The sequence below is a fragment of the Pseudomonas sp. NFIX28 genome, assembly GCF_900107395.1.
In the GTDB taxonomy this organism is placed as follows: domain Bacteria; phylum Pseudomonadota; class Gammaproteobacteria; order Pseudomonadales; family Pseudomonadaceae; genus Aquipseudomonas.
In genome coordinates, this window is record NZ_FNPW01000007.1 from 160,516 (window position 1) to 181,851 (window position 21,336).

Annotated in this window: 18 protein-coding genes; 15 read left to right on the top strand and 3 right to left on the bottom strand. The window is 62.9% G+C overall.

All coding sequences use genetic code 11. From position 1 onward, the window contains the following. Nucleotides 1-101: 101 nt before the first annotated feature. On the top strand, nt 102-1,508 hold the full coding sequence (locus tag BLV20_RS15655; protein ID WP_092302918.1) for an MATE family efflux transporter: 1,407 nt from the start codon (nt 102-104) through the stop codon (nt 1,506-1,508). Here BLV20_RS15655 and tusA read toward each other — a convergent pair. Then, entirely contained in the window at nt 1,505-1,756 is a 252-nt protein-coding gene (tusA, locus tag BLV20_RS15660) for a sulfurtransferase TusA (RefSeq protein WP_092302920.1), read from the bottom strand. The two genes, BLV20_RS15655 and tusA, sit on opposite strands and share 4 nt — an antisense overlap. A 79-nt stretch (nt 1,757-1,835) precedes the next feature. Continuing rightward, complete coding sequence (rlmM, locus tag BLV20_RS15665) at nt 1,836-2,909, bottom strand: 23S rRNA (cytidine(2498)-2'-O)-methyltransferase RlmM (protein WP_092302922.1); 1,074 nt, start codon at nt 2,907-2,909, stop codon at nt 1,836-1,838. A 214-nt stretch (nt 2,910-3,123) separates the two neighbouring features. Between rlmM and acnA the strand changes: the two genes are divergently transcribed. The 3 genes from acnA (at nt 3,124) to BLV20_RS15680 (ending at nt 8,632) form a co-directional block, all read left to right on the top strand. Next, a complete protein-coding gene (acnA, locus tag BLV20_RS15670; protein WP_092302924.1) occupies nt 3,124-5,865 on the top strand; it encodes an aconitate hydratase AcnA in 2,742 nt (913 codons plus the stop codon). 244 nt (nt 5,866-6,109) lie between these two features. Continuing rightward, complete coding sequence (locus tag BLV20_RS15675; protein ID WP_092302926.1) at nt 6,110-6,901, top strand: CPBP family intramembrane glutamic endopeptidase; 792 nt, start codon at nt 6,110-6,112, stop codon at nt 6,899-6,901. A gap of 165 nt (nt 6,902-7,066) precedes the next feature. Further along, entirely contained in the window at nt 7,067-8,632 is a 1,566-nt protein-coding gene (locus BLV20_RS15680; protein WP_092302928.1) for a methyl-accepting chemotaxis protein, read from the top strand. Nucleotides 8,633-8,817: 185 nt separating this feature from the next. Here the strand turns inward: BLV20_RS15680 and BLV20_RS15685 are convergent, their stop codons facing one another. Next, nucleotides 8,818-9,516, bottom strand: coding sequence for an alpha/beta family hydrolase (locus BLV20_RS15685; RefSeq protein WP_092302930.1), 699 nt, complete (start codon nt 9,514-9,516; stop codon nt 8,818-8,820). A gap of 99 nt (nt 9,517-9,615) precedes the next feature. Between BLV20_RS15685 and ccoN (BLV20_RS15690) the strand changes: the two genes are divergently transcribed. The 11 genes from ccoN (BLV20_RS15690) (at nt 9,616) to BLV20_RS15740 (ending at nt 21,336) form a co-directional block, all read left to right on the top strand. Continuing rightward, nucleotides 9,616-11,040, top strand: a complete 1,425-nt coding sequence (ccoN, locus tag BLV20_RS15690; RefSeq protein WP_092302932.1) for a cytochrome-c oxidase, cbb3-type subunit I — start codon at nt 9,616-9,618, stop codon at nt 11,038-11,040. 10 nt (nt 11,041-11,050) lie between these two features. Further along, nucleotides 11,051-11,659: a cytochrome-c oxidase, cbb3-type subunit II gene (gene ccoO, locus BLV20_RS15695; RefSeq protein WP_062823107.1), complete on the top strand. Its 609-nt coding sequence runs from the start codon at nt 11,051-11,053 to the stop codon at nt 11,657-11,659. Nucleotides 11,660-11,662: 3 nt separating this feature from the next. Next, complete coding sequence (locus BLV20_RS15700; RefSeq protein WP_092302934.1) at nt 11,663-11,887, top strand: cbb3-type cytochrome oxidase subunit 3; 225 nt, start codon at nt 11,663-11,665, stop codon at nt 11,885-11,887. Next, nucleotides 11,884-12,834 (top strand): cytochrome-c oxidase, cbb3-type subunit III, encoded by a 951-nt coding sequence (gene ccoP, locus BLV20_RS15705; protein WP_092302935.1) that lies wholly within the window; start codon nt 11,884-11,886, stop codon nt 12,832-12,834. The genes BLV20_RS15700 and ccoP (BLV20_RS15705) overlap by 4 nt, the downstream gene beginning before the upstream one ends. Before the next feature lie 481 nt (nt 12,835-13,315). Beyond that, entirely contained in the window at nt 13,316-14,758 is a 1,443-nt protein-coding gene (gene ccoN, locus BLV20_RS15710) for a cytochrome-c oxidase, cbb3-type subunit I (protein WP_092302937.1), read from the top strand. Next, entirely contained in the window at nt 14,758-15,366 is a 609-nt protein-coding gene (gene ccoO / locus BLV20_RS15715; RefSeq protein ID WP_092302939.1) for a cytochrome-c oxidase, cbb3-type subunit II, read from the top strand. The genes ccoN (BLV20_RS15710) and ccoO (BLV20_RS15715) overlap by 1 nt, the downstream gene beginning before the upstream one ends. Before the next feature lie 5 nt (nt 15,367-15,371). After that, nucleotides 15,372-15,557 (top strand): CcoQ/FixQ family Cbb3-type cytochrome c oxidase assembly chaperone, encoded by a 186-nt coding sequence (locus BLV20_RS15720; RefSeq protein ID WP_003175465.1) that lies wholly within the window; start codon nt 15,372-15,374, stop codon nt 15,555-15,557. Then, a complete protein-coding gene (ccoP, locus tag BLV20_RS15725) occupies nt 15,554-16,531 on the top strand; it encodes a cytochrome-c oxidase, cbb3-type subunit III (RefSeq protein WP_092302941.1) in 978 nt (325 codons plus the stop codon). The genes BLV20_RS15720 and ccoP (BLV20_RS15725) overlap by 4 nt, the downstream gene beginning before the upstream one ends. A 300-nt stretch (nt 16,532-16,831) precedes the next feature. Further along, nucleotides 16,832-18,247 carry a cytochrome c oxidase accessory protein CcoG gene (gene ccoG, locus BLV20_RS15730; protein WP_092302943.1) on the top strand — a complete coding sequence of 472 codons (1,416 nt, stop codon included), beginning with the start codon at nt 16,832-16,834 and terminating at the stop codon, nt 18,245-18,247. Nucleotides 18,248-18,258: 11 nt separating this feature from the next. Beyond that, entirely contained in the window at nt 18,259-18,798 is a 540-nt protein-coding gene (locus BLV20_RS15735) for a FixH family protein (RefSeq protein WP_092302945.1), read from the top strand. Between the two features lie 87 nt (nt 18,799-18,885). Next, on the top strand, nt 18,886-21,336 hold the full coding sequence (locus BLV20_RS15740; RefSeq protein WP_092302947.1) for a heavy metal translocating P-type ATPase: 2,451 nt from the start codon (nt 18,886-18,888) through the stop codon (nt 21,334-21,336).

A 21,336-nucleotide genomic window follows, 5' to 3' on the forward strand; every position in this document is an offset into this window, starting at 1 on the left:
CCGCCGGCGCTTACAAATCGACAACAGAGGTATTTTCCTGACTCATCTGTCAATGCGTAGAATACGCCGCCCTGCGCATCAACCCTGTGGACGCTTCGCCTGTGAATTCCGTGACCGATACCCCTGCCACCTCCCTCAACCGCCCGGCCCGGGTGCGCCTTGAATTGCGCAGCCTGCTGGCCCTGGCCTTGCCGATCATGATCGCGCAACTGGCGACCACGGCCATGGGCTTCGTCGATGCGGTGATGGCCGGACGGGTCAGCCCGCGGGACCTGGCGGCCGTGGCGCTGGGCAACTCGATCTGGATTCCGGTGTTCCTGCTGATGACCGGCACCCTGCTGGCCACCACGCCGAAAGTGGCCCAGCGGGTCGGCGCCGGCAGCTATGGCGAGATCGGCCCGATCGTGCGCCAGGCGCTGTGGCTGGCCCTGGCGGTCGGCCTGGCCGCCAGCCTGATATTAGTCAATGCCGAGCCGGTGCTGCACCTGATGAAGGTCGACCCGACGCTGATCGGCCCCTGCATGGAATACCTGCACGGCATTGCCAGCGGCTTGCCGGCGGTGGCGCTGTATTACGTGCTGCGTTGCTGCAGCGACGCCCTGGGCCGCACCCGGCCGAGCATGGTCATCGGCCTGTTCGGCCTGGCCCTGAACATCCCCATCAACTACGTGTTCATTTATGGCCACCTTGGCGTGCCGGCCATGGGCGGCGTCGGGTGCGGCTGGGCCACGGCCATCGTGATGTGGGCGATGATGTTCGCCATGGCAGGCTGGACCCGCTGGGCCCCGGCCTACCAGAGCAGCCAGCTGTTCAAGCGCTTCGACTGGCCGCAATGGGCAGTGATCAAGCGCCTGTTGGGCGTCGGCCTGCCGATCGGCATCGCGGTGTTTGCCGAATCGAGCATTTTCGCGGTGATCGCCCTGTTGATCGGCAGCCTCGGCGCCACCGTGGTGGCAGGGCACCAGATCGCCCTGAACATCAGTTCGCTGCTGTTCATGATTCCTTATTCCCTGGGCATGGCGGTGACGGTGCGGGTCGGCCAAGCCCTGGGCGCCGGCAAGCCTCATCAGGCACGCTTCGCCGCTGGCGTCGGCCTGGGCGCGGCACTGGCCTTTGCCCTGTTCTCCGCGAGCCTGATCCTGCTGCTGCGAGAATCCATCGCCTCGATCTATACCCCGGACACCGCGGTGATCCAGGTGGCGGCAATGCTGATCGTGTATGCCGCGCTCTACCAGTTCTCCGACGCGATCCAGGTGATCTGCGCCGGTGCCCTGCGCGGCTACCAGGACACCCGGGCGACCATGGTCCTGACGCTGTTCGCCTATTGGGGTATCGGTTTGCCAGTGGGTTATGTGCTGGGGCTGACCGACTGGTTCGGTCCCGCCAGTGGCCCGAGCGGGCTGTGGGAAGGCTTGATTGCCGGCCTGAGCTGCGCGGCGCTGATGCTGTCGATCCGCCTGGCCCGCAGTGCGCGCAAGCGCATTCGCCTCAGCCAGGCAGCGAGTTAATCGGACTTCTTGCGAATCCAGTACAGATAGGTGCCAGCCTCTTCCTGCTGAGCGACCAGTTGATGGTCGAGGAACACGCAGAACTTGGGGATGTCGCGGCGGGTCGAGGGATCGGTGGCGATCACCTTGAGCAGGCCGCCGGGCTGCAGGTCACGAATATGCTGGTGCAGCATCATGACCGGCTCCGGGCAATTGAGCCCGGTGGCATCCAGCGTGCCGTCGACCGGCGTATCGATGATTTGACTCATAACTCACTCCTGAAACTGGCCGGCATTGTCGCGCAATGCCGGCATCGACGCTATCTGTGGCGTTGCGCCGCACCCACGCTCAACGGGCCTTGGGCTTCTTTTCATCCAGCCGGCGCAGGTGGCAGGTCACTTCCTCACGGTCGTGATACAGCTGCTTGCAACCGATGGCCACCCGGATGCCACGCGCCTTGAAGCCATCCTCGATCCGCTCGAGCAAACGCTTCACTTCTGCGTAACGCTGCTTCATCGGCAGCTTCAGGTTGACCACCGCTTCACGGCAGTGCCCCTCGCCGATCCAGGTTTCCAGCAAGGCCGCGTTGCGCGCCGGTTTCTCGACGATGTCGCAGACCATCCAGTCCACCGGCTGCTTGGGCTTGAAGGTAAAGCCGTCGGCCATCAAATGCTGCACCAGGCCGGTATCCATCAGGCTTTCGGCCATCGGTCCGTTGTCGATGGCAGTGACCAGCATGCCGCGATTGACCAGCTGCCAGGTCCAGCCACCCGGGGCGGCGCCCAGGTCGACGCCGGTCATATCGCCATGCAGGCGCTCGTCCCATTGATCGCGAGGAATGAAATGGTGCCAGGCCTCTTCCAGCTTCAGGGTCGAACGGCTGGGCGCCTCACGGGGAAACTTCAGGCGCGGAATGCCCATTGGCCACATGGCCGAGTTGCCTGCGTCCGCCAGGCCGATGAAAACCTCGCGACCGCTTTTGAAGGTCAGCAGCAAGCGCGGCTTGCCGGCATCGTCCACCAGCTTGCCAGCGGCCGTCAGGGCCTTGCGCAGCGGTGCTTCGAATTTCTTGCAGAAGTTCGACAGCTCCTTGCCGTCATTGGTATCCACCACCTCCAGCCACAGGCTGCCGCAGGTCGGGAAACTCGCCAGATGGGCCAGGATCACGCTGACACGGTCGGTTTCCGGCAGGTCGACGAACACACCGCGCGCCCATTGCCGAGGGAAGATCAGCTCGGCGAAACGCAGCTCGCGCATCAGGCGCTCCGCCCCGTCCTCCTCGCTGCATACGAACTCGGCACAGGCGGTGCCGGGCTTGGCCTTGGCATATCCGGCCACATTCAGACGTGCGGCATGATCGGCGATCTCGGAACAGACTTCGCCTTCGAAGCCCGGCCGGCAGTGCATAAAGAGGGTGTTCATCGAATCTCCTGGGCCATTGGCAATGAATCACGCGCAAACCCGCCCAAGGTGCACGCAAAGCCTGTCACGAAAACCGGCGCATGATAGCCGAGTTCGGAACCTTGGACTTGTCCATAGAGTCCAGTTATTAGCGAGCTACTGAAAACACGACTAGGTTAAGAGCTCTGTCCGTCCCGTCAGGTCCGTAGCCGTGCGGACTAAAAGGAGTGATTCAATGCCGTCCCTCGATAGCCTGAAAGCCCTTAAAACATTAAAGATCGACGACAAGACCTACCATTATTTCAGCCTGCCGGAAGCCGCCAAGCACCTTGGCGATCTCGACAAGCTGCCCATGTCGTTGAAAGTCCTGCTGGAAAACCTGCTGCGCTGGGAGGACGAAAAGACCGTCACCGGCGCCGACCTCAAGGCCCTCGCCGCCTGGCTCAAGGAACGTCGCTCAGATCGCGAAATCCAGTACCGTCCGGCACGCGTGCTGATGCAGGACTTCACCGGCGTGCCGGCGGTGGTCGACCTGGCGGCCATGCGCGCGGCCATGGCCAAGGCCGGGGGCGACCCGCAGCGCATCAACCCGCTGTCGCCGGTGGACCTGGTAATCGACCACTCGGTAATGGTCGACAAGTTCGCCAGCAGCACCGCCTTCGAACAGAACGTCGACATTGAAATGCAGCGTAACGGTGAACGTTATGCCTTCCTGCGCTGGGGCCAGAGCGCCTTCCACAACTTCAGCGTAGTACCGCCGGGCACCGGTATCTGTCACCAGGTCAACCTGGAATACCTGGGCCGCACGGTCTGGACCAAGGACGAAGACGGCCGCACCTACGCCTTTCCCGACACCCTGGTCGGCACCGACTCCCACACCACCATGATCAACGGCCTCGGCGTGCTCGGCTGGGGCGTGGGCGGCATCGAGGCGGAAGCGGCGATGCTCGGCCAACCGGTGTCGATGCTGATCCCGGAAGTCATCGGCTTCAAACTGACCGGCAAGCTCAAGGAGGGCATCACCGCCACCGACCTGGTGCTGACCGTCACCCAGATGCTGCGCAAGAAAGGCGTGGTCGGCAAATTCGTCGAGTTCTATGGCGACGGCCTGGCCGACTTGCCACTGGCCGACCGCGCCACCATCGCCAACATGGCCCCGGAATATGGCGCCACCTGCGGTTTCTTCCCGGTGGATGACGTCACCCTGGAATACCTGCGCCTGTCCGGCCGCCCGGACGCCGTGGTGAAACTGGTGGAGGCCTATTGCAAGACTCAGGGCCTGTGGCGCCTGCCGGGCAAGGAACCGCTCTTCACCGACAGCCTGGCGCTGGACATGGGCACCGTGGAGGCCAGCCTGGCCGGGCCGAAGCGGCCTCAGGACCGGGTTTCCCTGCCCAACGTCGGCCAGGCCTTCACTGACTTTCTCGACCTGCAGTTCAAACCCACCAGCAAGGAAGAAGGCCGCCTGGAAAGCGAAGGCGGTGGCGGCGTGGCCGTGGGCAGCGCCGACCTGATAGGCGAAGTCGACTACGACCATAACGGCCAGACCTACCGCCTGAAAAACGGCGCGGTGGTCATCGCCGCCATCACTTCGTGTACCAATACCTCCAACCCCAGCGTGATGATGGCCGCCGGCCTGCTGGCGAAAAAAGCCGTGGAGAAAGGCCTCAAACGCAAACCCTGGGTAAAGAGTTCACTGGCCCCGGGGTCGAAAGTGGTCACTGACTACTACCAGGCCGCCGGGCTGACGCAATACCTCGATGCCCTGGGCTTCGACCTGGTGGGTTACGGCTGCACCACCTGCATCGGCAACTCCGGCCCCTTGCCGGAGCCGATCGAGAAAGCCATCCAGAAGGCCGACCTGACCGTTGCCTCGGTGCTGTCCGGCAACCGCAACTTCGAAGGCCGCGTGCACCCGCTGGTGAAAACCAACTGGCTGGCCTCGCCGCCGCTGGTGGTCGCCTATGCCCTGGCCGGCAGCGTGCGCATCGATATCAGCCGCGAGCCCTTGGGCGAAGGCAAGGACGGCAAGCCGGTCTACCTGCGCGACATCTGGCCGAGCAGCCAGGAAATCGCCGAGGCCGTCACCCAGGTCAATACCCGGATGTTTCACAAGGAATACGCCGAGGTATTCGCCGGCGATGCCCAGTGGCAAGCCATCGAAGTGCCGCAGGCCGCGACCTACGTGTGGCAGGCGGATTCCACCTATATCCAGCACCCGCCGTTCTTCGATGACATCGCCGGCCCGCTGCCGGTGATCAAGGATGTCGAGGGGGCGCGGGTCCTGGCGCTGCTGGGCGACTCGGTGACCACCGACCACATCTCCCCGGCCGGCAACATCAAGGCCGACAGCCCGGCCGGCCGCTACCTGCGCGAGCAAGGCGTGGAGCCGCGGGACTTCAACTCCTACGGTTCACGCCGCGGCAACCATCAGGTGATGATGCGCGGCACCTTCGCCAACATCCGCATCCGCAACGAAATGCTCGGCGGCGAAGAAGGCGGCAACACGATTTACATCCCTACCGGCGAGAAACTGGCGATCTACGACGCGGCCATGCGTTACCAACAATCAGGCACGCCGCTGGTGGTGATCGCCGGCCAGGAATACGGCACCGGCTCCAGCCGCGACTGGGCCGCCAAGGGCACCAACCTGCTGGGGGTCAAGGCGGTGATCGCCGAGAGCTTCGAGCGCATCCACCGCTCCAACCTGGTGGGCATGGGCGTGCTGCCGCTGCAATTCAAGCTCGACCAGAACCGCAAGAGCCTGAACCTTACCGGCAGGGAAACCCTCGACATCCAGGGCTTGACCGGCGCCGAACTGACGCCACGGATGAACCTCAGCCTGGTGATCACCCGCGAGGATGGCCGCCAGGAAAAGGTCGAGGTGCTGTGCCGCATCGATACCCTGAACGAAGTGGAATACTTCAAGTCCGGCGGGATTTTGCACTACGTACTGCGGCAACTGATCGCCGCCTGAAACGCGGCGTGACCAACGCTGGACCAGACACCGCCCCCGGGCGGTGTCTGGCTTTTGGCTGGCCCGTAGCGCCCAGCTGGTTATACTTGGCGCCGTGCGGGCTAGAGCCTTCGCCGCTGGCACAGATGACCAAGCGTCATCCGCATCACCTATCAACCTCGCCGGCGCCTGCTCAGCCGATTGCAGGCGACAAAGGTTGATCCACGTCTCTGCTACACCCCTTCTTTCGCAACAAGGATTTCACATGACTGTTTTGCCATGGATGTACCTGGCACTTCTCTCCATTGGCTACGCCTTGGCCCTGAGCTACGGCCAGTTGGGCCTGCTGGCGGCGGTGTCCGTCGCCCTGCTGCTAGGCGCAGGTTTTGCCGTGCGCCAGCAGAAAAGCCTGTATGCGCGCTACCTGGGGCACGGCCTGTTCGTGGTCCTGGCCCTGGCGCTGGCCATGCACTGGCTGCCCGGTTTCTACAATGGCCGGGCGATCGGCCCGGAACGCTTTACCGCCGACGCGGTGCCGTTTTCCATGTACCTGAACCAGGACAAGCCGCTGATCGGCTTCTGGCTATTGCTGGTCTGCCCCTGGATCATCGGGCGGCGTTCGCTGCGGCTGTCGCTCTACACCACGGCCCTGGCCTTGACCCTCACCGCCCTGGCGGCCCTGGGTGGCGCGGTATTGCTGGGAATTATCAGTTGGGCACCGAAATGGCCGGATCAGGCCTGGCTGTGGGTCCTGAACAATCTGTTGCTGGTCACCCTGGTTGAAGAAGCACTGTTCCGTGGCTATATCCAGGGCGGCCTGAGCCGCCGCCTCAAGCATTTGCCCTATGGCGAAAACCTCGCCTTGATGTGCGCGGCCCTGCTGTTCGGCCTGGTGCATGTGGGTGCCGGCTGGCAATGGTGGCTGCTGGCGAGCATCGCTGGCGTCGGTTACGGCCTGGCCTATCGTTTCGGCGGCCTGGGTGCCGCGGTGGCTACCCATTTCGGTCTGAACCTGCTGCATTTCGGGCTCTTTACTTACCCGATGCTGGCGGGTTGACCCTTGCACAGCCGGGGCCCCTGCAAGGCCTCGGCTGGGTGAGCCCGACCTCTGCGCGCAGGACAAGGCCTCTGTCAATGAACCACTTCTCAACTTCCTGAAAAAAATTTCAATAATTGGCGAGGGCGGCCGACAACCTATCAAAGCCTTGCGGATAGAAAAACCATGCGTAACAACCAGCCTGTCACCCAGCGCGAACGTACCTTTCCGGCTCAGCAACGGTTGATCTCCACCACCGATGCCAAAGGCGTGATTACCTACTGCAACGATGCCTTCGTTGAAATCAGCGGGTTTTCCCGTGAGGAACTGGTCCGCGCACCGCACAACCTGGTCCGTCACCCCGACGTTCCGGCCGCGGTGTTCGCGCATATGTGGGCCACCCTGAAACAAGGCTTGCCATGGATGGGCATTGTCAAGAATCGCTGCAAGACCGGGGATCATTACTGGGTCAACGCCTATGTGACCCCGGTGTTCGAAGGCCAGCAAGTGGTCGGCTACGAGTCGGTGCGGGTCAAGCCCACCGCCGAGCAGATCCGCCGGGCCGAAGCGCTCTACCAACGCATCAACCAGGGCAAGTCGGCCATTCCGAAACGCGACAAATGGCTACCGGTGCTCCAGGACTGGCTGCCGTTCATCCTGGTCAGCCAGCTGAGCTTTCTGATTGGTGCCTGGCTCAACTCCTCCTGGGGCTTCGCCCTGGCCGCCGGCCTTTGCGTACCGCTCGGCCTGCTCGGGTTGAGCTGGCAACAGCGCGGTCTCAAGCGCTTGCTGCGCCTGGCCGAACAGACCACCTCCGACCCGCTGATCGCTCAGATGTACACCGACAGCCGCGGCGCCCAGGCGCGCCTGGAGATGTCGATCCTCAGCCAGGAAGCGCGCCTGAAAACCTGCCTGACCCGCCTGCAGGACACCGCCGAGCACCTCAACGAGCAGGCTCGCCAGTCCGACACCCTGGCGCACAACAGCTCCAGCGGCCTGGAACGCCAGCGCGTGGAAACCGAACAGGTGGCCACCGCGGTCAACCAGATGGCCGCCACCACCCAGGAAGTGGCCAGCCATGTGCAACGCACCGCCGACGCTACCCAGGAAGCCAACCGCCTCACCGGGCGTGGTCGCGACATCGCCGGGGAAACCCGCGAAGCGATCCAGCGCCTGTCGATAGTGGTGGGTGAAACCGGCCTGACCGTGACCCAGCTGGCCAAGGACAGTGACGAAATCGGCGGCGTGGTCGATGTGATCAAGGGCATCGCCGACCAGACCAACCTGCTGGCGTTGAACGCGGCCATCGAAGCGGCCCGCGCCGGGGAGATGGGTCGCGGCTTCGCCGTGGTGGCCGACGAGGTTCGCCAACTGGCGCAACGCACCAGCGAATCCACCGGGCAGATCCACAACCTGATCGCCAAGCTCCAGCAAACCGCCACCACGGCGGTGCAGACTATGGACGCCGGCCATCGTCAGGCCGAGGAAGGCGTGGCCCGGGTATTGGAGGCCGACCAGGCATTGGTCGGCATCAGCGAGGCGGTGGCCAATATCACCGACATGACCACCCAGATCGCCGCCGCCACCGAAGAGCAAAGCGCCGTGGCCGAGGAAATCAGCCGCAACATCAGCACCATTGCCCAACTGGCGGACCAGACTTCGGAGCAGGCCCAGCACTCGGCGCAGCTCAGCGAAGAACTGACCCGCACCGCCAACACGCAGTACTCGCTGGTCGAACGCTTCAACCGCTAGATCGAAGCCAGACAAAAAACCCGGAAGGTTCGCCTTCCGGGTTTTTTATTGCGTTTTTTCCAGCCCCGCGCGCGTCCTCTGTATCTGTAGGAGCGAAGCTTGCTCGCGATTGTTCTCAAGGCGACAACGGTGGCGACTGCCAAGCTCCATCGCGAGCAAGCTTCGCTCCTACAGTGAAAAAGCGTTCAGCCATTGAGCTGGCGTAAAACCTCAGCAACCTTCCGCGCCGCCGCTTCCAGATGCTGCTCATGGGTGAAGCCCGAGGCCTTGAGCGGTTTCAGATCATGGTCGGCCGCCGCCAACCAGAACAGCTCGATGGCCGGCGCCAGCGCATAGCCTTCGACCGTCGCCCGATTACCCAGGGCATCGCGCTCGCCTTGGACGATCAAAGTCGGGGTGCGCAATTCGGCCAGGTGGGCGACCCGCGGTTTCTCCGGCTTGCCAGCGGCATAAAACGGATACCCCAGGCACACCAGCGCATCGGCGCCCAGCTCGTCGGCGAGCAAACTGGCCATGCGCCCACCCATGGACTTGCCGCCGATGGCCAGCCGCCCAGCGACATGAGGTCGCACCTGGGCATATACCTCGCGCCAGCACTCCAGCAGCTTCGGTGCCGGGTTAGGCGGCCGTTTGCCACCATCGAGACGACGTTGAGCCATATAGGGAAACTCGAAGCGCAGGACGTTGACCCCATGCGCCGCAAGGCGTGTGGCCATATCGTCCATGAAAGCACTGTCCATCGGCGCGCCGGCGCCATGGGCCAGGATCAGGGTCAGCGGTTCGCCGGCCAGCGGCGGCTGCGCGACATCCCAGAGCCAGCCCCGTTCCCGCACGCATTGCGCCCATTGATCCCCGTCAATAACAGCCCCTTGCCGTTTGCCCATGCTTACCTCGCTTTTAGTCTGCCTATAACTCCAGAAGAAGTGAGCGCGCCTTGCCGTGCGCAGTCGCTTTCACTTCAGCTGAACCGTGGATGGGGAACCATGAACACTTCTATCAGTACCGCCTACAACTACAAGGTGGTCCGCCAATTCGCCATTATGACGGTGGTGTGGGGCATCGTCGGCATGGGGCTCGGGGTTTTTCTCGCTGCCCAGTTGGTCTGGCCCGAACTCAACTTCAACTTGCCCTGGACCAGCTTCGGTCGCCTGCGCCCGCTGCACACCAACGCGGTGATCTTCGCCTTCGGTGGCTGCGCACTGTTCGCCAGCTCCTTCTACTCGGTGCAACGCACCTGCCAGACCCAGCTGTTCGCGCCGAAAATCGCCGCGTTCTGCTTCTGGGGCTGGCAGCTGGTCATCCTTCTGGCGGCTATCAGCCTGCCGCTGGGCTACACCAGCTCCAAGGAATACGCCGAGCTGGAATGGCCGATCGACATCCTCATCACCATCGTCTGGGTGGCCTACGCCATCGTGTTCTTCGGCACGGTGATGAAGCGCAACACCAAGCACATCTACGTCGGCAACTGGTTCTTCGGCGGCTTCATCATCACCGTGGCCATCCTGCACATCGTCAACAACCTGGAACTGCCGGTCAGCCTGACCAAGTCCTATTCGGTGTATGCCGGTGCGACCGATGCCATGGTGCAATGGTGGTACGGGCACAACGCCGTGGGCTTCTTCCTGACCGCCGGCTTCCTGGGGATGATGTACTACTTCGTGCCCAAGCAGGCCGAACGGCCGGTGTACTCCTATCGCCTGTCCATCGTGCACTTCTGGGCACTGATCACCCTGTATATCTGGGCCGGCCCGCACCACCTGCACTACACCGCGCTGCCGGACTGGGCGCAGTCGCTGGGCATGGTGATGTCGCTGATCCTCCTGGCACCGAGCTGGGGCGGCATGATCAACGGCATGATGACCCTCTCGGGCGCCTGGCATAAGTTGCGCAGCGACCCGATCTTGCGTTTCCTGGTGGTATCCCTGGCGTTCTACGGCATGTCGACCTTCGAAGGTCCGATGATGGCGATCAAGACCGTCAACGCCCTCTCCCACTACACCGACTGGACCATCGGCCACGTGCACGCCGGCGCTTTGGGCTGGGTAGCGATGATCTCGATCGGCGCGCTTTATCACATGATTCCGAAAGTCTTCGGTCGCCAGCAGATGCATAGCATCGGCCTGATCAACGCGCACTTCTGGCTCGCTACCATCGGCACGGTGCTCTACATCGCCTCGATGTGGGTCAACGGCATCGCCCAGGGCCTGATGTGGCGCGCCGTCAACGAAGACGGAACGCTGACCTACTCCTTCGTCGAAACCCTGGTGGCCAGCCACCCAGGCTTCATCGTGCGACTGGCCGGTGGCGCGATCTTCCTCTTCGGCATGTTGCTGATGGCCTACAACACCTGGCGCACCGTGCGTGCCGCAGTGCCAGCCGAAGTCAACGCCGCTGCGCAGATGGCCTGAGGAGTCCGCCATGAAACACGAAGTCATCGAGAAAAACGTCGGCCTGCTGATGCTGCTGATGGTGTTTGCCGTGAGCATCGGCGGTCTGACCCAGATCGTTCCGCTGTTCTTCCAGGACGTCACCAACAAGCCGGTGGAAGGCATGAAGCCCTACACCGCCCTGCAGCTGGAAGGCCGCGATATCTACATCCGTGAAGGCTGCGTCGGCTGCCACTCGCAGATGATCCGTCCGTTCCGCGCCGAAACTGAACGCTACGGCCACTACTCGGTCGCCGGTGAAAGCGTCTGGGACCACCCGTTCCTGTGGGGCTCCAAGCGTACCGGCCCGGACCTGGCCCGCGTCGGCGCCCGCTACTCCGACGACTGGCACCGTGCGCACCTGTACAACCCGCGCAACGTCGTGCCCGAGTCGAAGATGCCGGCCTACCCATGGCTGGTTACCCAGCCGGTCGACAGCAGCCACACCGAGACCAAACTGCGCGCCATGCGCACCCTCGGCGTGCCTTACAACGACGACGATATCGCCGGTGCCGTCGCCTCCCTCAAGGGCAAGACCGAAATGGATGCCTTGGTCGCCTACCTGCAAGTGCTTGGCACTGCGATCAAGAGCAAGAGGTGAGCCATGGTTCTTGAACTCGATAGCGGCATGATCCGCGGGCTCGGCACGCTGGTGGTGATGGTTGCCTTCATCGGCCTGTCGATCTGGGTCTTCAACGCCAAGCGCAACCCGGAGTTCGCCCAGGCGCGCCTGCTGCCCTTCGCCGACGAACCTTCGCCGCAAGTGCACAGCAATCCATCTGATGACGCTCAATCCGAAGAGCATGCAACAAGGAGCATTCGGCCATGACCACCTTCTGGAGTACGTACATCTGCGTACTGACCATAGGCAGCCTGATCGGCCTGACCTGGCTGCTGATCGGCACGCGCAAGGGCGAAACCAAGGGCAGCGTCGACCAGACCATGGGGCACGCCTTCGATGGCATCGAGGAGTACGACAACCCCCTGCCGCAATGGTGGTTCCTGCTGTTCGCCGGGACCCTGGTGTTTTCCGTAGGCTATCTGATCCTCTACCCGGGCCTGGGTAACTGGAAAGGCATCCTGCCGGGCTATGAAGACGGCTGGACCCAGACCAAGGAATGGGAAAAGGAAATGGCCAAGTCGGACGCCAAGTTCGGCCCGATCTTCGCCAAGTTCGCCGCCATGCCCGTGGAAGAAGTGGCCAAGGACCCGCAGGCGCTGAAAATGGGCGGCCGCCTGTTCGCCTCCAACTGCTCGGTGTGCCATGGCTCGGATGCCAAGGGCGCATTCGGCTTTCCCAACCTCGCCGACGACAACTGGCGCTGGGGCGGCAACGCCGACACCATCAAGGCCACTATCATGGGCGGCCGCATGGCTGCCATGCCGGCCTGGGGTGAAGTGCTGGGCGAGGATGGGGTGAAGAACGTTGCGGCCTATGTGCGTCACGATCTCGCCGGCCTGCCGTTGCCCGCCGACAGCAGCGCCGACCTTGCCGCCGGCAAGCAAGCGTTCAGCGCCACTTGCGTGGCCTGTCACGGCGCCAATGGCCAGGGCACCGAAGCCATGGGGGCGCCAAACCTGACGCAACCAGCAGGCTTCATCTACGGCACCAGCCTGACCCAACTGCAACAGACCATTCGCCACGGTCGCCAGGGCCACATGCCAGCGCAGAGCGAACTGCTCGGCAACGACAAGGTCCAGCTGCTCGCGGCCTACGTCTACAGCCTGTCCCACAATGCGGCCAGCCAGCCGCCGAGTGAAAACCCGAGCAAGTAATCGCCCCCCCCCCTACTGCCGCATCACTCGGATGCGGCAGTTCCCTGCCTCTGCGCGACCAAGTGTCGCACCCCCTCTATCCCCTATCTTTCCAGTCTCCGAAATCGGGTCTAAGCTGCTTTGCAGTGGACTGGCAATGGCCGGTCACAGACCAGAAGTAGCCGCTCCATTCGAAGCCGTCTTGCGATGACAGGCCGCAAAGGCTGGTTTATACCGGCTGTCGCGCCACCTACCGTTTGTCGCGGGTCCAATCGTCTTCCACATACCCGGTTACAACTGACCTGTCCCCCTCGCCTTTTTCATCCGCTGCGACATTTTGTCCGGGGCCGATTTTGTCCTTACTCCGCGTATGGAAAGGCCGCAGAATCAGCTTTTGAAAGCATTGACCCAGGTCATGGCGCGTTGCAATGACCCCCCGCTTTCTCCATACTTGCGGCCGATTTTTACTCCTAATAAAACACCCAAACCGTGGAACCTTAGAATGAGCACAGCAATCAGTCCGACTGCTTATAACTATAAGGTAGTCCGCCAGTTCGCCATCATGACGGTGGTCTGGGGGATCCTTGGCATGGGGCTCGGTGTCTTCATCGCCTCGCAACTGGTCTGGCCGGAGTTGAACTTCGGTCTGCCGTGGACGACGTTTGGACGCCTGCGCCCGCTGCACACCAACCTGGTGATTTTTGCCTTCGGTGGATGTGCGTTGTTTGCCACTTCTTACTACGTCGTGCAGCGAACCTGCCAAACGCGACTGATTTCCGACAGCCTGGCGGCCTTCACCTTCTGGGGTTGGCAAGCCGTGATCGTCGGCGCGATCGTTACCTTGCCGCTGGGTTACACCACCACCAAGGAATACGCGGAACTGGAATGGCCCCTGGCCATCCTGCTGGCCATCGTCTGGGTCACCTACGGTCTGGTGTTCTTCGGCACCATCGTCAAGCGCAAGACCAAGCACATCTATGTGGGTAACTGGTTCTACGGTGCCTTCATCGTGGTTACCGCGATGCTGCACATCGTCAACCACGCCTCCCTGCCGGTCAGCCTCTTCAAGTCCTACTCGGCCTATTCGGGTGCGACCGACGCCATGATCCAGTGGTGGTACGGCCACAACGCCGTGGGCTTCTTCCTGACCACCGGCTTCCTGGGGATGATGTATTACTTCGTGCCGAAACAGGCCGAGCGTCCGATCTACTCCTATCGCCTGTCCATCGTGCACTTCTGGGCGCTGATCACCCTGTACATCTGGGCCGGCCCGCACCACCTGCACTACACCGCGCTGCCGGACTGGGCGCAATCGCTGGGCATGGCCATGTCGATCATCCTGCTGGCTCCGAGCTGGGGCGGCATGATCAACGGCATGATGACCCTCTCGGGCGCCTGGCATAAGCTGCGCACCGACCCGATCCTGCGTTTCCTCGTGGTATCCCTGGCGTTCTACGGCATGTCGACCTTCGAAGGTCCGATGATGGCGATCAAGACCGTCAACTCGCTGTCGCACTACACCGACTGGACCATCGGCCACGTACACGCCGGCGCATTGGGCTGGGTGGCGATGATTTCGATCGGCGCGCTGTACCACATGATTCCGAAAGTCTTCGGTCGCCAGCAGATGCACAGCATCGGCCTGATCAACACCCACTTCTGGCTGGCTACCATCGGTACCGTGCTCTATATCGCCTCGATGTGGGTCAACGGCATTACCCAGGGCCTGATGTGGCGTGCAATCAACGACGACGGCACCCTCACCTACTCCTTCGTCGAAGCCCTGCAGGCCAGCCACCCTGGTTTCATCGTGCGTGCCCTGGGCGGTGCGTTCTTTGCCGCCGGCATGCTGTTCATGGCGTACAACGTGTTCCGTACCGTTCGCGCCTCGAACCCGGCTGAAGCTGAAGCCGCTGCTCAGATCGCTGTAGTTGGAGCTCACTGATGAAGCATGAAGCAGTAGAGAAGAATATTGGCCTGCTGGCCTTCTTCATGGTCATCGCCGTCAGCATCGGCGGCCTGACCCAGATCGTCCCGCTGTTCTTCCAGGACGTCACCAACAAGCCGGTGGAAGGCATGAAGCCGCGCACCGCCCTGGAACTGGAAGGCCGCGACGTCTATATCGCCAACGGCTGTGTCGGCTGCCACTCGCAGATGATCCGTCCGTTCCGTGCAGAAACCGAACGCTACGGCCACTACTCGGTCGCCGGTGAAAGCGTGTGGGACCACCCGTTCCTGTGGGGTTCCAAGCGTACCGGCCCGGACCTGGCCCGCGTTGGCGGCCGCTACTCCGATGACTGGCAGCGTGCGCACTTGTACAACCCGCGCAACGTGGTGCCTGAGTCGAAAATGCCGGCTTATCCGTTCCTCGTAGAAAACAAGCTCGACGGCAAAGACACCGCGAAAAAAATGGAAGTCTTGCGCACGCTCGGCGTCCCTTACACCGACGAAGACATCGCCGGTGCCCAGGATGCCGTGAAGGGCAAAACCGAAATGGACGCGCTGGTGGCCTATCTGCAAGGCCTGGGCACCATCATCAAAAGCAAACGGTGATTTAGATGGATATCGGGATGATTCGTGGCCTGGGCACCGTAGTGGTGATGGTGGCCTTCATCGGCCTGGCGCTGTGGGTGTTCAGCCCCAAGCGCAAGTCCGAGTTCGAAGACGCGACCTTGCTGCCGTTCGCGGATGATCCCGAAGCCATCAAGCACGTCGAGCAAGCTTCTAGGAGTAACAAAGAATGACTACGTTCTGGAGTCTGTACGTCACAGTCCTCAGTCTGGGTACCATTTTCGCCCTGACCTGGCTGCTGCTGTCGACCCGCAAGGGCCAGCGCGCCGAGCAGACCGACGAGACAGTCGGCCACTCCTTCGACGGGATCGAGGAGTACGACAACCCGCTGCCGAAGTGGTGGTTCATGCTGTTCGTCGGCACCATCATCTTTGCCTTGGGCTACCTGGTTCTGTACCCGGGCCTGGGTAACTGGAAAGGCCTGCTGCCAGGCTATAACTACCTGGATACCGAAAAGCAGACCCCTTTCGCCAACGGCCAGACCGGCTGGACTGGCGTGCACGAGTGGGAAAAGGAAATGGCCAAGTCGGACGCCAAGTTCGGTCCGATCTTCGCCAAATTTGCTTCCATGCCGATCGAAGAAGTTGCCAAGGACCCGCAAGCGCTGAAGATGGGTGGCCGCCTGTTCGCCTCCAACTGCTCGGTCTGCCACGGTTCCGACGCCAAGGGCGCCTATGGCTTCCCGAACCTGACCGACGCCGACTGGCGCTGGGGCGGCGAGCCGGAAACCATCAAGACCACCATCATGGGCGGTCGTCACGCGGTGATGCCGGCCTGGGCCGAAGTCATCGGCGAGCAGGGCGTCAGCGATGTGGCCGCCTATGTGCTGACCAACCTCGATGGCCGCAAGCTGCCGGAAAGCGCCAAGGCCGACCCGGCCAATGGCCAGAAGATCTTCGCCGCCAACTGCGTGGCATGCCACGGCCCAGCCGGTAAAGGGACCCCAGCCATGGGCGCACCCGACCTGACTCATCCGGGCGCGTTCATCTACGGCTCGAGCTTCGCCCAGTTGCAGCAGACCATCCGTTACGGCCGCCAGGGCCAGATGCCTGCCCAGGAACAGATGCAAGGCAACGACAAGGTTCACCTGCTGGCCGCTTACGTCTACAGCCTGTCGCACAGCGACAAGCCGGCGGACGCCGAGTAAGGCAGACACCTTCGAGTAACAAAAAAAGGCCCCGCCAATGGAAATTGGCGGGGCCTTTTTGTTTCGCCCCTTCCCCCCATTGCGCTACGCAATGGGACGCGGCCACGGCGAAAAGCGTCCATAATTCACAAGTCAATTGATTCAAGTCATTACACCATCAATTGAATTCCCCCAACGCGACCAAAGGTCGCACCCTTGAGCTAGAGCGACAGGCGTATCATTGCGCCACTGCAACACCCTATTTGATCGCGGTCGGCACGTACTGACCGGGGCATTTCTCCACTGCCGTGGGATGCAATGATGAGCAACCAGATTCCGGTACATGACGTTACCCCGCCTGCCAAGAATTCGAACAACAGCGTAGATCTCTACGCCTCTCGGGAAAAAATCTACACACGCGCTTTCACTGGCCTCTTTCGCAACTTGCGGATGGTAGGCGGTGCGGCTTTGTTCCTGCTGTATTTCGGTACGGTCTGGCTCAACTGGGGCGGCCATCAGGCCGTTTGGTGGAACCTGCCGGAACGCAAATTCTTCATCTTCGGCGCCACTTTCTGGCCCCAGGATTTCATCCTGTTGTCCGGGTTGCTGATCATCGCCGCCTTCGGCCTGTTCTTCATCACGGTGTACGCCGGGCGCGTCTGGTGCGGCTATACCTGCCCGCAAAGCGTCTGGACCTGGATCTTCATGTGGTGCGAAAAGGTCACCGAAGGCGACCGCAACCAGCGCATCAAGCTCGACAAGGCGCCGATGAGCGCCAACAAGTTCCTGCGCAAATTCAGCAAACACAGCCTTTGGCTGCTGATCGGCTTCGTTACCGGCATGACCTTCGTCGGCTACTTCTCGCCTATCCGCGAGCTGGTGATCGACTTTTTCACCGGCCAGGCCGATGGCTGGTCATATTTCTGGGTCGGCTTCTTCACTCTCGCCACCTATGGCAACGCCGGCTGGCTGCGCGAACAGGTGTGCATCTACATGTGCCCCTACGCCCGCTTCCAGAGCGTGATGTTCGATAAAGACACCCTGATCGTCTCCTACGACCCACGTCGCGGCGAAGGTCGCGGCCCGCGCAAGAAAGGCGCCGACTACAAGGCCATGGGCCTGGGCGATTGCATCGACTGCACCATGTGCGTACAGGTCTGCCCGACCGGCATCGACATCCGTGACGGCCTGCAGATCGAATGCATTGGCTGCGCCGCCTGTATCGATGCCTGCGACAGCATCATGGACAAGATGGACTATCCGCGCGGCCTGATCAGCTACACCACCGAACACAACCTGTCCGGGCAGAAAACCCATAAACTGCGTCCACGCCTGATCGGTTATGCGCTGGTGCTACTGGCGATGATCAGCCTGCTGGTCACGGCATTTTTCATGCGCTCGCTGGTAGGCTTCGACGTCAGCAAGGACCGCGTGCTCTATCGCGAGAACGCCGAAGGCCGGATCGAGAACGTCTACAGCCTGAAGATCATGAACAAGGACCAGCGCGATCATACCTACGTACTGGACGCCGCCGGCCTGCCGGACCTCAAGCTGCAAGGCAAGCGCGAGATCAAGGTGGCGGCAGGCGATATCGTCAGCATGCCGGTCGAACTGTCGAGCTCGCCGGAACAACTGCCGTCGAGTACCAACGAGGTGAAATTCATCCTCAAGGACGCCGACGACGAAAGCGTCCACGTTGAAGCCAAGAGCCGGTTCATCGGCCCACAAATTCGTTAAGAGAAGCCATCATGCCTGCAGCGACCGCCACAAGCCCCTGGTACAAGCACCTTTGGCCCTGGATCATCATCGGCATCCTGGCCTGCTCGGTAGCCTTGACCCTGTCCATGGTGACCATTGCGGTGAACAACCCGGACAACCTGGTCAATGACAACTACTACGAGGCCGGCAAAGGCATCAATCGTTCCCTGGACCGCGAACTCCTGGCCCAGACCCTGCAAATGCGCGCCAGCGTGCACCTGGACGATCTCACCGGCGAAGTCGACCTGCGCCTGAACGGTAACAGCGCGCCCGCCACCCTGGAGTTGAACCTGATCTCGCCGACCCAGCCGGAAAAAGACCGCAAGATCACCCTCGCCCGCAGCGAAACCGAGCCAGGCCGCTACATAGGCCAGCTGAGCGACAAGGTCGATGGCCGCCGCTTCGTCGAACTGCTGGGCGTCGAAGGTGACAAGACCTGGCGCATGTTCGAGGAAGAACAGGTCAGCCACGACAAGGACCTGCTGCTGGGTGACGAACCGTTGCAAGGTGCGGAACACCTGGACAAGTAAGCGCCCTCTGACATCGCCGGCCGGCTGCTGCCTCCACGGGCAATGGCCGGCCGGCGATGAGGTCCGCCCATAGAACAAAGACCTGCGATGACCACGCCACTGCCCTGCTACCACTGCGCCCTGCCCGTTCCCGCCGGCAGCCGCTTCACTGCCGTCGTTCTTGGCGCTACCCGCGAGTTCTGCTGCCCGGGCTGCCAAGCGGTGGCCGAAGCCATAGTCGCTGGCGGCCTGGAAAGCTATTACAACCATCGCAGCGAAGCCTCGGCCAACCCGGAAGCCCTGCCGGTGCAACTGGTGGACGAACTGGCCCTGTACGACCGGGCTGACGTGCAGCAACCCTTCGTCCGGCATGAGGGCGAGCTGGCTGAAACCACTTTATTGATGGAAGGCATCAGCTGCGCCGCCTGTGGCTGGCTGATCGAAAAACACCTGCGCAGCCTGCCGGCAGTGGCCGAGGCGCGCCTGAACCTGTCCAACCATCGCCTGCATGTGCGCTGGGCCGACAGCCAGTTGCCGCTGAGCCAGGTGCTCAGCGAGCTGCGGCTGATCGGCTACGCCGCGCACCCCTATCAGGCCGACCGTGCCGCCGAGCAACTGGCCAGTGAAAACCGCCTGGCCCTGCGCCAGCTGGGCGTGGCCGGGCTGCTGTGGTTCCAGGCGATGATGGCGACCATGGCCACCTGGCCGGAATTCAATATCGACCTGAGCCCCGAGCTGCACACCATCCTGCGCTGGGTCGCGTTGTTTCTCACCACGCCGATCGTGTTCTACAGCTGCGCGCCGTTTTTCAAGGGCGCCCTGCGCGACCTGCGCACCCGCCACCTGACCATGGACGTTTCCGTGTCCCTGGCGATTGGCGCCGCCTATATCGCCGGAATCTGGACCTCGATCACCGGCGTCGGCGAGCTGTACTTCGACGCGGTGGGCATGTTTGCCCTGTTCCTGCTGGCCGGGCGCTACTTGGAGCGCCGCGCCCGCGAACGCACCGCCGCCGCTACCGCGCAACTGGTGAACCTGCTGCCGGCCTCGTGCCTGCGCCTGGGCGCCGACGGCCAGAGCGAACGCATCCTGCTCAGCGAATTGCGCCTGGGCGACCAGGTGCTGGTGCATCCCGGCGCCATCCTGCCGGCCGACGGCAAGATCCTCGATGGCCAGTCGAGCATCGATGAATCCCTGCTCACCGGCGAATACCTGCCGCAACCGCGCAGCATTGGCGATGGGGTCACCGCCGGCACCCTCAACGTCGAGGGCGCGCTGACCGTGCAAGTCCTGGCGCTGGGACAGGACACACGCCTGTCGGCCATCGTCCGCCTGCTGGACCGGGCCCAGGCGGAAAAGCCGCGCCTGGCGGAGATCGCCGATCGTGCCGCGCAATGGTTCCTGCTGTTCTCCCTGATCGCCGCGGCCGCCATTGGCCTGCTCTGGTGGCAACTGGACGCCTCTCGGGCCTTCTGGATCGTCCTGGCGATGCTGGTCGCCACCTGCCCTTGCGCGCTGTCCCTGGCCACCCCGACCGCGCTGACCGCCGCCACCGGCACCCTGCATAAACTCGGCCTGCTACTGACCCGCGGCCATGTACTCGAAGGCCTGAACCAGATCGACACGGTGATTTTCGACAAGACCGGCACCCTCACCGAGGGGCGCCTGGCCTTGCGTTCGATTCGCCCTCTGGGCGACCTCGGCAGCGAGCAATGCCTGGGCCTGGCCGCAGCCCTGGAGAACCGCTCCGAGCATCCGATCGCCCGCGCCTTCGGCCGTGCACCGCTGGCCGCCGAAGAAGTCCTGAGCACGCCCGGGCTGGGCCTGGAAGGCCTGGTGGGCGAACAGCGCCTGCGTATCGGCCAGCCCGCTTTCGTCTGCGAGCTCAGCGCCTGCCCAATCCCGGCCATGCCCGACGAAGCCGGCCAATGGCTGCTGCTGGGCGATACGCAGGGGCCGCTGGCCTGGTTTGTCCTCGACGATCGCCTGCGCAGCGATGCGCCGGCACTGCTGGCCGCATGCAAGGCGCGCGGCTGGAACACCCTGCTGCTCTCGGGCGACAGCTCGCCAATGGTCGCCAGCGTCGCCGCCGAACTGGGTATCGACGAGGCACGCGGCGGCCTGCGCCCCGATGACAAGCTGCAAGTGCTGCAACAACTGCATCGCCAGGGCCGAAAAGTGCTGATGCTCGGCGATGGGGTCAACGATGTCCCGGTGCTGGCCGCGGCGGATATCAGCGTGGCCATGGGCTCGGCCACCGACCTGGCCAAGACCAGCGCCGACGCGGTGCTGCTGTCCAACCGCCTGGATGCGCTGGTGCAGGCCTTCAGCCTGGCCCGTCGCACACGCCGCATAATCATCGAGAACCTGCTATGGGCCGGGCTGTACAATGGCCTCATGCTGCCGTTCGCCGCCCTCGGCTGGATCACTCCGGTATGGGCCGCCATCGGCATGTCCATCAGTTCGTTGACCGTGGTACTCAATGCCCTGCGCCTGACTCGCCTGCCGGGCCAGCCCCAGGCCGATGCCACGACCCAAACTCGCCCGCTGCCGGCCTGA

What these genes read in the sequence shown, in the direction of transcription:
- ccoG (WP_092302943.1), top strand. Translation starts at nt 16,832, where the DNA reads ATGAGCAACCAGATTCCGGTACATGACGTTACCCCGCCTGCCAAGAAT.
- ccoO (WP_092302939.1), top strand. Translation starts at nt 14,758, where the DNA reads ATGAAGCATGAAGCAGTAGAGAAGAATATTGGCCTGCTGGCCTTCTTC.
- BLV20_RS15680 (WP_092302928.1), top strand. Translation starts at nt 7,067, where the DNA reads ATGCGTAACAACCAGCCTGTCACCCAGCGCGAACGTACCTTTCCGGCT.
- BLV20_RS15685 (WP_092302930.1), bottom strand. Translation starts at nt 9,516, where the DNA reads ATGGGCAAACGGCAAGGGGCTGTTATTGACGGGGATCAATGGGCGCAA.
- ccoO (WP_062823107.1), top strand. Translation starts at nt 11,051, where the DNA reads ATGAAACACGAAGTCATCGAGAAAAACGTCGGCCTGCTGATGCTGCTG.
- ccoP (WP_092302941.1), top strand. Translation starts at nt 15,554, where the DNA reads ATGACTACGTTCTGGAGTCTGTACGTCACAGTCCTCAGTCTGGGTACC.
- ccoP (WP_092302935.1), top strand. Translation starts at nt 11,884, where the DNA reads ATGACCACCTTCTGGAGTACGTACATCTGCGTACTGACCATAGGCAGC.
- BLV20_RS15740 (WP_092302947.1), top strand. Translation starts at nt 18,886, where the DNA reads ATGACCACGCCACTGCCCTGCTACCACTGCGCCCTGCCCGTTCCCGCC.
- ccoN (WP_092302932.1), top strand. Translation starts at nt 9,616, where the DNA reads ATGAACACTTCTATCAGTACCGCCTACAACTACAAGGTGGTCCGCCAA.
- BLV20_RS15675 (WP_092302926.1), top strand. Translation starts at nt 6,110, where the DNA reads ATGACTGTTTTGCCATGGATGTACCTGGCACTTCTCTCCATTGGCTAC.
- ccoN (WP_092302937.1), top strand. Translation starts at nt 13,316, where the DNA reads ATGAGCACAGCAATCAGTCCGACTGCTTATAACTATAAGGTAGTCCGC.
- BLV20_RS15700 (WP_092302934.1), top strand. Translation starts at nt 11,663, where the DNA reads ATGGTTCTTGAACTCGATAGCGGCATGATCCGCGGGCTCGGCACGCTG.
- acnA (WP_092302924.1), top strand. Translation starts at nt 3,124, where the DNA reads ATGCCGTCCCTCGATAGCCTGAAAGCCCTTAAAACATTAAAGATCGAC.
- BLV20_RS15735 (WP_092302945.1), top strand. Translation starts at nt 18,259, where the DNA reads ATGCCTGCAGCGACCGCCACAAGCCCCTGGTACAAGCACCTTTGGCCC.
- rlmM (WP_092302922.1), bottom strand. Translation starts at nt 2,909, where the DNA reads ATGAACACCCTCTTTATGCACTGCCGGCCGGGCTTCGAAGGCGAAGTC.
- tusA (WP_092302920.1), bottom strand. Translation starts at nt 1,756, where the DNA reads ATGAGTCAAATCATCGATACGCCGGTCGACGGCACGCTGGATGCCACC.
- BLV20_RS15720 (WP_003175465.1), top strand. Translation starts at nt 15,372, where the DNA reads ATGGATATCGGGATGATTCGTGGCCTGGGCACCGTAGTGGTGATGGTG.